Source organism: Vibrio methylphosphonaticus (assembly GCF_023634655.1).
GTDB lineage: Bacteria > Pseudomonadota > Gammaproteobacteria > Enterobacterales > Vibrionaceae > Vibrio > Vibrio methylphosphonaticus.
Genome location: NZ_JAMKMS010000029.1, coordinates 30561 through 40208, shown reverse-complemented (window position 1 = coordinate 40208; position 9648 = coordinate 30561). Strand labels below are relative to the sequence as shown.

The 9648-nt window shown below is 43.7% G+C and carries 11 protein-coding genes and 1 pseudogene; 6 read left to right on the top strand and 6 right to left on the bottom strand.

What is annotated here, in order from left to right; translation table 11 throughout:
• Positions 1-48: 48 nt before the first annotated feature.
• Both M9196_RS21850 and M9196_RS21845 read right to left on the bottom strand, forming a co-directional pair.
• The gene (locus tag M9196_RS21850; protein WP_250619614.1) at positions 49-879 is read right to left on the bottom strand and encodes a Cof-type HAD-IIB family hydrolase; all 831 of its coding nucleotides are present in this window, start codon (positions 877-879) and stop codon (positions 49-51) included.
• A gap of 150 nt (positions 880-1029) precedes the next feature.
• Positions 1030-2031, bottom strand: a complete 1002-nt coding sequence (locus tag M9196_RS21845) for an alpha/beta fold hydrolase (RefSeq protein WP_250619613.1) — start codon at positions 2029-2031, stop codon at positions 1030-1032.
• 113 nt (positions 2032-2144) lie between these two features.
• Here M9196_RS21845 and rhtB point away from each other — a divergent pair, with 113 nt between their 5' ends.
• Positions 2145-2762, top strand: a complete 618-nt coding sequence (gene rhtB, locus M9196_RS21840) for a homoserine/homoserine lactone efflux protein (protein ID WP_250619612.1) — start codon at positions 2145-2147, stop codon at positions 2760-2762.
• A gap of 18 nt (positions 2763-2780) precedes the next feature.
• Positions 2781-3993, top strand: a pseudogene (locus tag M9196_RS21835) (EAL and HDOD domain-containing protein).
• A 26-nt stretch (positions 3994-4019) separates the two neighbouring features.
• Here M9196_RS21835 and M9196_RS21830 read toward each other — a convergent pair.
• Both M9196_RS21830 and M9196_RS21825 read right to left on the bottom strand, forming a co-directional pair.
• Positions 4020-5045, bottom strand: a complete 1026-nt coding sequence (locus tag M9196_RS21830; protein ID WP_250619611.1) for an amidohydrolase family protein — start codon at positions 5043-5045, stop codon at positions 4020-4022.
• A gap of 69 nt (positions 5046-5114) precedes the next feature.
• Positions 5115-5435, bottom strand: a complete 321-nt coding sequence (locus M9196_RS21825) for a DUF2500 domain-containing protein (protein ID WP_250619610.1) — start codon at positions 5433-5435, stop codon at positions 5115-5117.
• Positions 5436-5696: 261 nt separating this feature from the next.
• Here M9196_RS21825 and M9196_RS21820 point away from each other — a divergent pair, with 261 nt between their 5' ends.
• The 4 genes from M9196_RS21820 to M9196_RS21805 all read left to right on the top strand — a co-directional run bounded on the left by M9196_RS21820 (position 5697) and on the right by M9196_RS21805 (position 8565).
• Positions 5697-6068, top strand: coding sequence for a DUF4145 domain-containing protein (locus M9196_RS21820; protein WP_250619609.1), 372 nt, complete (start codon positions 5697-5699; stop codon positions 6066-6068).
• Between the two features lie 898 nt (positions 6069-6966).
• On the top strand, positions 6967-7596 hold the full coding sequence (locus M9196_RS21815) for a lysoplasmalogenase (protein ID WP_250619608.1): 630 nt from the start codon (positions 6967-6969) through the stop codon (positions 7594-7596).
• A gap of 88 nt (positions 7597-7684) precedes the next feature.
• Positions 7685-7921, top strand: coding sequence for a YecH family metal-binding protein (locus tag M9196_RS21810; RefSeq protein ID WP_250619607.1), 237 nt, complete (start codon positions 7685-7687; stop codon positions 7919-7921).
• Positions 7922-7980: 59 nt separating this feature from the next.
• Positions 7981-8565 carry a YhgN family NAAT transporter gene (locus M9196_RS21805; RefSeq protein WP_250619606.1) on the top strand — a complete coding sequence of 195 codons (585 nt, stop codon included), beginning with the start codon at positions 7981-7983 and terminating at the stop codon, positions 8563-8565.
• A gap of 108 nt (positions 8566-8673) precedes the next feature.
• Here the strand turns inward: M9196_RS21805 and M9196_RS21800 are convergent, their stop codons facing one another.
• Both M9196_RS21800 and rsmD read right to left on the bottom strand, forming a co-directional pair.
• On the bottom strand, positions 8674-8952 hold the full coding sequence (locus M9196_RS21800) for a DUF1145 domain-containing protein (protein WP_250619605.1): 279 nt from the start codon (positions 8950-8952) through the stop codon (positions 8674-8676).
• Positions 8949-9548, bottom strand: a complete 600-nt coding sequence (rsmD, locus tag M9196_RS21795) for a 16S rRNA (guanine(966)-N(2))-methyltransferase RsmD (protein WP_250619604.1) — start codon at positions 9546-9548, stop codon at positions 8949-8951. Before rsmD ends, M9196_RS21800 begins: the two co-directional genes overlap by 4 nt.
• Between the last annotated feature and the right edge of the window lie 100 nt (positions 9549-9648).

The following is a 9648-nucleotide window of genomic DNA, read 5'->3' as shown; positions in this document are numbered from 1 at the left end:
TCTAAACAGGTGACCAAACCTATAGGGGGAGCATAGGAGTAGTTATGATTAAGTGCGTGCGAGAAGGTGCTGTTTCAGGTACTCAGCGACCGCGTCGTCGGCATTTGTTCCAATAATCTCATTATTTGGCAGTGCTTTCTTTACTTTTTCGTGTGCGTTTTCCATCACAAGACCTTTGCCCGCCATGGTGAGCATTTCCGCATCATTCATACCATCACCAAACGCAATACAGTGTTCAAGCCCGAGTCCTAGAGTTTCAGCAACCGCTTTAAGTGCGTCACCCTTAGATACTTCTTTTGCCATGACTTCTAAACACCATGGTGTAGAGAACGCAATGTTGAGCTCATCACCAAACTTGGCGCGTAGCGTGTCTTCAAACGGCACTAGGTGCTCGTGATCATTGTTGGGGTGAGTCACAAAAATCTTGGCGATACCTTTGGTTGGCGCTTGGTTAGTATCAAACAATTGGTAACTAAACCCAGTATCGCTGTGAAACTTAGCTAAGTACTCATCTTCTTGGCTTAACAGCCATTGCTCATCTTGATACATATGAATAAACAGCTCACTGTCTATTTTGAATTCGTCGACAATACGTTGAACCAGCGACTCTGAGATATCTTGGCTATAGAGCAGGTTATCTTGCTGATCATGCACTCGAGCCCCGTTAGAGGTAATCATATACGCCGGAATGCCGACGGATTCACGAATACCTGCGACATCCACATGGTGGCGACCTGTTGCGAAAATGAACGTATAGCCTTTGTCATGTAACTGCTTGAGGGTTTGCTTCGTGTTGCTGCTGAGCTGGTGATTAGGAGCAAGCAGTGTTCCATCTAGGTCAGAAGCAACGATATTGATCGAGTCGTGATTAAGCGTCATAGGTCTCTCTAATAGGTTATGGTCATAGGCTAAGGAGTGAGCCTTTGGGTATTGTAGGGCAAATCATCGAATAAAAAGAGGGTAAACAGGAGGTGCAAATATTTCCTCATTTGCTAGGCAGTGAGGAAATATTATGAGCGATAAGTACTGTTACTCACTGACCTTTGGCTGGTAATTGAAAAATTGCAAAAGGGCAGTCATCGCCTGATTTCGATATTCATCTTTTTCAAATAAAACTTCATGCTTAGCATTATTTATCGTGAGCATTTCCGCTTGGTCGTTGCTTTTTTGTATGCGCCCGATAAAGCGGTGTTGTGCTTGATTGCTAACAATAACATCGCCTCCTGCTTGCAATAACAGTAGGGGTATTTTTATTTGTCTTGTTTGTTGAATGCACTGTTTTGCTGCCATGAGTCCTTGCCAAACCCAGCGAGTGCTTGGTCCGCCGATTTTTAACTCTGGTTTTTGTTCATACAGTTCTCTAAACCAGTGGTAACGTACTTTGCTTTGCGACAAGGGGTTAACATCAAAAGGTTTTGCGACATAACCTTGATAGCCTGGTGCGTACGTTGGCACAGGGTGTATTGCAGTCATGACCTGAGCGACGGTGATCGCAAATGGCTTTAGATAGGAGGGAACATTAACGCCATACATAGGAGCACTTAGCGCGATTTTATCAAAGTTATGACTCACTCTCGTTTGTATATATCGAGTGGCAATCGCGCCGCCCATAGAATGCGCGAGTAAATGGCGTTCTTCGTAGTGGTTGAGGTCGAATTGCTCGAGTATTAGCTGCATATCATCGAGATAATCGGAGAACTCCCCGATATGTCCCATCTCAGGATTCGGCGCTAAGTGTGTCGATAGTCCCTGTCCACGATGATCAAAGGAATAGATGTCATAGCCAAGCTGAAAAAAATCATAGAATAACTCTTGATACTTCCATGCAGACTCAATTCTGCCATTGACGACAACCAAGGCTTTTTTATGTTCAGGTCGGGTTAGTTTGCACCAGTAGAGTGTCGTGCCATCTTTCGCTTTCTCGTACCCTTCGTGTCGACCCGCCCAAAACGTGGCAATTTGTGAGTGAATAACTTGCTCAAAATCTTGCTCTTGAGTATAAGGAACGTTAATTAATTTGGTATCGGTCATGAATTAACCTACAAGATAGTGTTGATGCCTCTGTTGACGAGCCGTCAGACTTCATCGAAAACAGAATAAATACTCTTTTGCTGATAAGAGTAAATCAGTCGTAAGGAAATGCAATGGATTATCATGTTTGGCTTGCTTATGTTGTCACGGCGATTGTGTTCAGTCTCGCACCCGGTTCGGGAACCGTAAACTCAATCAGTAACGGTATTAACTACGGTACTCGCAAATCCCTAGCGGCAATTGTGGGGTTACAGATTGGTTTAGCATTTCATATTATCTTGGTTGGTGCGGGCATTGGTGCCTTGATTGCTAAGTCAGCGATGGCATTTACCATTATTAAATGGGTTGGTGTGGTGTATTTAATTTGGCTAGGTATCCAAAAGTGGCGTGATACATCAAGCTTGGCGGCGGATACGGGCCATGACACACGTAGTGCGGGAGCCTTACTGCGTAGCGCGGTGTTTATTAACTTAACGAACCCAAAGTCCGTTGTGTTTTTGGTGGCGTTATTTCCTCAGTTCATTGACCCTGCGGGCAATCAAGTCACACAGCTTATGATTTTGGGGGCAACAACGGTTGCGATTGATGCCACTGTGATGCTTGGTTACACGTCGCTCGCCTCTCAGATGGGACGATATATTCGCTCTGGACGCATCATGGCAAAAATTAATAAATTGTTTGGCTCCATGTTTATCGGGTGCGGTGCATTACTCGCCGCTGCGAAGTCGTAGGGGGCAAGCATTGTGAACATGAACCCCACGTATGTCGCTCGCCAGCCGATTTTTAATGCTCGTCGCCATACGTTGGGTTATGAACTGCTTTTTCGTGATGGAGAAAACAATGCATTTCCGGGGCACATTGAAGCCAACAGAGCCACCTACCAACTACCTTTCTCTTGGGGTAAATCCTGATATTGCCTCATCACGATGCTTTATCAATTTTCCTCATCAAAGCTTAGTTCGCCGTCTTCCATTAATGCTTCCCAAAGAGAAAGTGGTTGTGGAAATATTGGAAACGTGCACGCCCGATCAGGAACTGTACGAAGCGATTCGTGAACTGTATCGTGCCGGTTATACCATTGCGCTTGATGACTTTGTCTACACGCCAGCGTGGGAACCTTTTTTACCATTTGTGCAAATCGTTAAACTCGACATTATGGCAATGGGTGTGGAAAAGGCCTGTGCCTTTGTAAGACAGCAGAAAGGTAAGGGTAGCACCCGTCATTACCTCGCAGAGCGAGTCGAAACTGAGCTGGAATTTAGGCTCACTAAACAGGCCGGATTTAAATTTTTCCAAGGGTTTTTCTTTAGCAAACCGATTATGCAAAAGCAGGTCTATATCAGCGCAGAGCAGCTGGTGGCAATGGAATTGTTTCAGCAAGTGTGTCTGCCTGATGTTGACTTTGATAAGGTGGAGCGCATTGTCGCGAAAGATGTCGTCCTGTCTTATAAGCTATTGCAGTTTGTGAATACCATGAACCCTAGATTAGAAACTGAAATTGCTTCTTTTCGTCAAGCGCTGATTTATCTTGGACAAGACAAGCTAAAACTGTTCGTTTCCTTGACCGTCGCCTCGTTTATTTCCCAGACAAAACCGAAAGCGTTATATGGACTGTCTCTGCAACGTGCACAATTCTGTCGTTTAATGACGGCGCATGCCCCCTTTACTCAGTATCGAGATCAGGCTTTTATGATTGGACTATTTTCTATCCTCGATGCCTTAATGGACCTTTCTTTAGAGAAACTGATTCAGCAGTTACCGCTATGTTGTGAAATTAAAGGGGCTTTATTGCAAAGACAGGGACCTTACGGTCAGCTGTTAGCGCTGGAAGAGTGCTTTGAGGCGGCAGATTGGAACGGCATGGAAAAACACAGACAGCAGCTAGGACTGACCCAGCAGGCTGTCTATTCGGCTTTAGCGGATGCCCAGCGCTGGAGTCAAAACGTGCAGGCGGTGCACTAGCGTATTGAGCTGGTGGCGGTGATCGCTTAATGGCTAACGCTTCTCCCCGCTTGCGGTAATACCGCTAACATATTGCTATAGGCCACTTTCTTCGCGATATGTTTTGGTAACGCCGATAGCACGGGATCCCACGTTTTGAGCGCCGTCTCTTGGTATCCAAAGCTACCGACCCCATCACTACCTACCATAAATCGTTCAGGGTACGCCTCTATTAAGGATACCCAACGCTGATCTAATGTCCCCTGTGGCATGACGACATCAATCAATGACCATGACGCTAGAATATAGAGGTTATCGTGCTCACTGAGTAACGAAGTGACTGTCTGATAGAGAAAATTCATATCCAAGTGGCGCGTGAGTGTACTGGTGGTTCCCGCATGAGCCCATAAAAAGCGAGTGTCGGGGTGCTGCTGTAACGCCTCTTTAAGCTCGTTGAGATACAGTGGTTCGTTTTCTCGTTGCGATGTGATGTTGGCATGCAGCAAAACGGGAAGATCATGTTTGGCGGCTAATTGGTAAACTTTGACTAATGCAGGGTGGTTTGCCTTTGGTTTTTCACCCGAGGTTAGTGCTGTGAGATGGTCATGACGAGTGATGATTTCACCAATACCTTGCCAAAAGTTAGGTCGAAAGGCCAGTTCACGTTCTAAGTACTCTACCGCATTCAGGTCTGTGGTGTTAAAGCCGCTTATAAAAGGGTGAAGGCGACGTTGTTGGTGCTGAGGTAATGACTCTACTTCCCTTGCGATGAGCTCGTCGGTGTGGGAGTAGTAATACACGGGGGCATCATCACCATAAACAAAACGAGGGGCTTTGGGCTGGGAGTGATCCCATTTCTTGATGACGGGTAGCCCCATCACGTAGGCATGATCAATGCCCAGGGCATCCATGTTATCTATGAGGGCGGGTGCACCTGCAGAGCGTTGGAAATAATCCACTAGGTGAACTTCAGCGTCGTTAACTTTGCCTTGATAGGTGGCACTGCAACCTGCCGATGCGTAGGCGAAAAGAGCAAATAGCCACCAAGATTGACAGCGATTCATTAGCTGCATGAGTTTACGTCCTTGTGAGATAAGAACTCTAAGCTAGCATGACTTGTATATAGGGTAAATTTATTAAAACTAGCGAGTTAGTGAGAAGTGTAAAAATGTAGTGCCTTGATAAGTAAGCACCCCCTTATCTCCTGGTGAAAGGTGATGGTAATAGTGCACGCCGATTTGAAACTCACGTTTAGGCCCAAATCTACCTTTTTGAACATAAATCCAGTATTCATCTTCTTCTGTAGGGTCGGTAGCCACAACGACTTGTTTGTCTAAGATAGTGATAAGCGTTTTTTGTTCAGGGGCGTTGATACCATGAGTGTGCTGACGTTGAGTTTGTAGGAATAGAAACACGGTGATAACAATTAGCACCGCCACGGCAATAACTAAAGAAAGGGGCATGTCTTATCTCCAAACTCAAAATTTGATGGAATAAAGATCGCATAAAATACGCGGAAAATAAGGACAAATTTAACTTACGGTATGAAATTTGGGGTCATATCACACAAATTCTCTGCGACTTAGGCTTAAATCTTTACTTGAATTTACCGAACCATTGTCGAAATTCTGATACAAATAGATAACAATGACAGAATGAGTACACAGGGTACTGGCCAGCAATCGTTCAGTTCCACATATTAGGCTGGTTGTGGAGGGATACATATGTCAGATATTGAAAGCGTGGTTATAAAAACACGGCGCATTGAAAAACTATTGAGACAACAATATCGAGCGGATGGAAAAGGGTTACACCAATTGATCACTAGCTGTGAAGAGCGGTTGCCTCATGATGTGGTTGGGAAGCTACGGTATATCGCGACTATTCGTAATAAAATTGTTCATGAAGAAGATTATAAGCTTGATGATAAACAAGGGTTTATGCGCGCATGCGCTGAGTGTGAGCAAGAATTAACACCAAGGAGTAGTCGATTTATTTGGCGGACGGCAGTGTGGCTAATGGCTCTGATCACCTTACTGGCAATGGGCTTTTATTACGTTCATTGGGAAAAAGTACTGCACATTTTGTCTAAATAAATTCTATTAGATAACAAAAGGGCCGCTATCAAGCGGCCCTTTTGTTATCTAATGCATGGCAATTAGTAAAGCATCGGCAGTGTCATTAGACCTACTACGACGGCTATCATCACTAACCCTTGCTTTTGAGAAGATGAAATCATAACACTGCTCCTTTATTAATTATTCAGTATGTGAATTAGAATAGCATTGTTTTTGCTGGCTTTGCAACCATTACTTTGCCTAGCTTTTGTTTTTGACAGTTTACTATCTTAATTGTGGCTGTTTTTACAAAAGAAACAGTGTTTTTATCTTGCTGATAATTTGTCCCTTCTTGGGTTTTACTAGAATATTGATTTTAAGTTGTTGTTTTAAATTGATTTTATTGGTTGATTTTATTGTTTGAATATTGCTCTTGTTGTTTTGGGGTTTTGGTCTATGTGGCGGCTGGGTGGCTGATTTATAGCTTTTGATTGCTTGGTTCTTAGCGAATTCTCACGGTTTGAGAGTCTGTCATCAATAAAGATAGAAATTAATAAGGTAAAAGTATAGCTTTAAGGAGATACCTTTCATCATGGTTATGACCATAAATAAATTCCGAAAACCTGATGTATTAACCATTTAAAAACAAATGCTTAATTGTTTTTGTTATTTGAGTTTTAGATCGAAAATTGCGCTTTAAATTCCCAAAATAGTCGCGACCAGGTTTTCCCTTTGGCACTTGTGATTAAATGGGAAAAGCAAACGATTGCTAATTATTTTTATCAAAATAACATCCGAACACGCACCTTTGGAAAAAACGACGGCTGTCAATTTGGAACTTATTTAATTTAAGACAAGTCCAACTTTTCGGTCTAATGACTGGACATGAAAGTCGAGCTTCTTACACTGGTTTCGATAATAAGAAACAGGTGTGATTATGTGGAGTTGGCTTACGATAGGTTTATCGTCTTTGCTGTTTATTTATGCTGCTGAAAAGGGTGATACGAAGCGAACGATCACGTTCAGTGTGATGACGCATGGTTTGCTCCTGACAATACTGTTGAACTCACAAGACATCAGTGACTATCAATTATGGATATCATTTGGTCTAGTGCTATTTTTAATCAGTGATGTCGGTCATTTGTTGGGGCGCTTTAGCCGAGCAAGTTTTGTGGGTTACGTTGTTGCGCAACTGGTGTACAGCATAGGGTTATGGGGACAAGTTCAAAGCCACTTTGTCCTTTGGTTCCCTGCGCTATTACTATGTGTTGCCATCGTCGTCTTTTTTCTTTTGTTACCTCGCTTGGATTCCTTTCTGCTTCCTGTCGCTATCATGGGGTTGTCGTTAGTCAATGTTGTGTGCGCGGCTGGCGAAGCGTGGTTGTATCATTCTGACTGGTCTTCTTTGCAAGCGTTCATTGGTACCTTATGTCTTAGCGTATCCGCGATGATGTGGGGGCTAGACAAGTATCATTTTAAAAATGTTCGAGCGCGATATGGTATTTCTGGAAGCTATTATCTATCCCATGCACTTATTGTGGCGTCAGTTATTGGGTCAAGCTTATGAGTTTTATGAGAGTGCTTTGCGATAGATCATTTCAAACCATGTGTTGTCGGGTAATACTCCGCACTACAATTTAAATGGGGATACGAGAATGACCACAGCAATTCATGCACATAAAGTACTTAACCTTCTGCGTGAGAAGCCTATGTCTCGAGATGAGCTTGTGAGCATGGTAGAGCAACAGTTTGGTAAGGAAGCGGAGTTTCGCACCTGTAGCCGCGAGGGCTTTGATCTGGAAGCTTTGCTTAGTTTCTTCATTGAAAAGCAAAAAGTGATCGAACAACAAGGCGTGTGGCAGCTTAATATTGAGCGCGTTTGTTCTCACTAAACGAGAAAGCATAAGCCTGCTATACTCACGCGAAATTCTCTCGCGAGCAGGCTTTACTCATGGACATACTATCCGCAGCGACCATGCTATTTCTTATCATGGACCCGCTTGGCAACCTTCCTATCATACTTTCTATACTAAAGCATTTAGACCCTAAGCGTCGACGTATGGTGCTTATAAGGGAATTGTGTATCGCGCTCGCTATTCTAATGCTGTTCCTCTTTGCAGGAAAAAGCATCATGAGCTTCTTACATGTTGAACCAGAAACGTTGAGTATTTCTGGTGGTATTATTCTGTTTATCATCGCGATTAAGATGATTTTCCCACAAGCAGGGAGTGTGACCGGTTTGGCGGCAGGTGAAGAGCCGTTTATTGTCCCTATGGCTGTTCCAATGCTTGCTGGACCTTCGGTTATTGCGTCTATTCTATTACTCTCTACCCAGCACCCTGATAACCTGAGTGAATTATCTATGGCGGTATTGCTTGCGTGGGGAGCGACATTTTTTATTTTGATGTTCTACAATTTTTTCCACAAGCTTTTGGGAGAACGAGGTCTAAAAGCCGTAGAACGTCTTATGGGGTTATTGCTGGTTATGATCTCCACGCAGATGTTCTTAAATGGCGTCAAAGGCTACATTGGATAGTCGGTGAGTGAATCCGAGCGAGGGAGTGGGTTGATGGGTTAAATCGACTCACAGACTATGAATAGCCTTGCCAAAAGTAATAAAAAAAGCCGCATCAGCGGCTTTTTTTTACATCATATGTTTACGGCGTATATCGAGTAAGGCAAAGATGCCGAAAGCCAAAATGGAGTACTTCTCCCAAACCGTGAGCTTGAGGTGCTCGCCAAACGCGCCCAAAAATATTGCCATTTGCACACCGTGCATGATGAACAAAAAAGCGGTCATGATGTAGAGTCCGATGGCACCTTGGCGATCGACGAAACCGTCAAAGGCGCCAAAAATGTTGAGGATTAAAATTAACCAGATAAAAGCAAAGGCTATCTTGGCCAGTTTAATGAGTATGTTCATTCGTGGTTCCTTTTAAAAAGTCGATAACAGACCTGTCCTGCCGTTTTTTCTTTGAGTAATTCCCAATTTTCAGGAATGGCATCCAGAGTCAGTTCTTTCTCCGTCTCAATATAAACTAACGCATTTTCACTCAACCAGCCATTCTGTTCCAACAAGGCGATGGTTTCTGGTAGTAAGCCTTGACGAAAAGGAGGGTCTATAAAAACCATATCGTGTGGGCTGCCAGCTTGAGCGAGAAAAGTAAGGGCACTGGTATTGTGTAGACGAATATTGTCAGCTTTGAGTAGCGCCATGTTACTCACTAACTGCTGATAAGCCTTATTATTGAGTTCAATCATTTGAACGTGGCTAGCCTGCCTTGATGCGGATTCAAAGCCTAGGCTTCCAGAGCCAGCAAAGACATCCAACACATGCGAATGTGGGATGTCCTGTGCGAGCCAGTTAAAAACGGTTTCCTTCACTCGGTCGGTGGTTGGGCGCAGACCTTCGGCATCATGTACGGGAAGTTTTCTACCACGCCATAGTCCGCTGATAATACGCACACTCCCCATTGGGGAAGATTTTTGTGATGGAGTTTGCTTGCGACGTTTAACCATAGATTTTTTGACCGACAATAAAGTGATACTATACGTAGCCCTACGAAGAGCTTAAGTTAATAGTGACGAAGTGTACCAATCTCTGACAAAATTTTTCACT

Excerpts from the sequence above, each read along its gene's own strand:
- rsmD (WP_250619604.1), bottom strand. The coding sequence starts at position 9,548 with ATGGTTAAACGTCGCAAGCAAACTCCATCACAAAAATCTTCCCCAATG.
- M9196_RS21825 (WP_250619610.1), bottom strand. The coding sequence starts at position 5,435 with ATGCCCCTTTCTTTAGTTATTGCCGTGGCGGTGCTAATTGTTATCACC.
- M9196_RS21820 (WP_250619609.1), top strand. The coding sequence starts at position 5,697 with ATGTCAGATATTGAAAGCGTGGTTATAAAAACACGGCGCATTGAAAAA.
- M9196_RS21815 (WP_250619608.1), top strand. The coding sequence starts at position 6,967 with ATGTGGAGTTGGCTTACGATAGGTTTATCGTCTTTGCTGTTTATTTAT.
- M9196_RS21805 (WP_250619606.1), top strand. The coding sequence starts at position 7,981 with ATGGACATACTATCCGCAGCGACCATGCTATTTCTTATCATGGACCCG.
- rhtB (WP_250619612.1), top strand. The coding sequence starts at position 2,145 with ATGGATTATCATGTTTGGCTTGCTTATGTTGTCACGGCGATTGTGTTC.
- M9196_RS21850 (WP_250619614.1), bottom strand. The coding sequence starts at position 879 with ATGACGCTTAATCACGACTCGATCAATATCGTTGCTTCTGACCTAGAT.
- M9196_RS21845 (WP_250619613.1), bottom strand. The coding sequence starts at position 2,031 with ATGACCGATACCAAATTAATTAACGTTCCTTATACTCAAGAGCAAGAT.
- M9196_RS21830 (WP_250619611.1), bottom strand. The coding sequence starts at position 5,045 with ATGCAGCTAATGAATCGCTGTCAATCTTGGTGGCTATTTGCTCTTTTC.
- M9196_RS21800 (WP_250619605.1), bottom strand. The coding sequence starts at position 8,952 with ATGAACATACTCATTAAACTGGCCAAGATAGCCTTTGCTTTTATCTGG.
- M9196_RS21810 (WP_250619607.1), top strand. The coding sequence starts at position 7,685 with ATGACCACAGCAATTCATGCACATAAAGTACTTAACCTTCTGCGTGAG.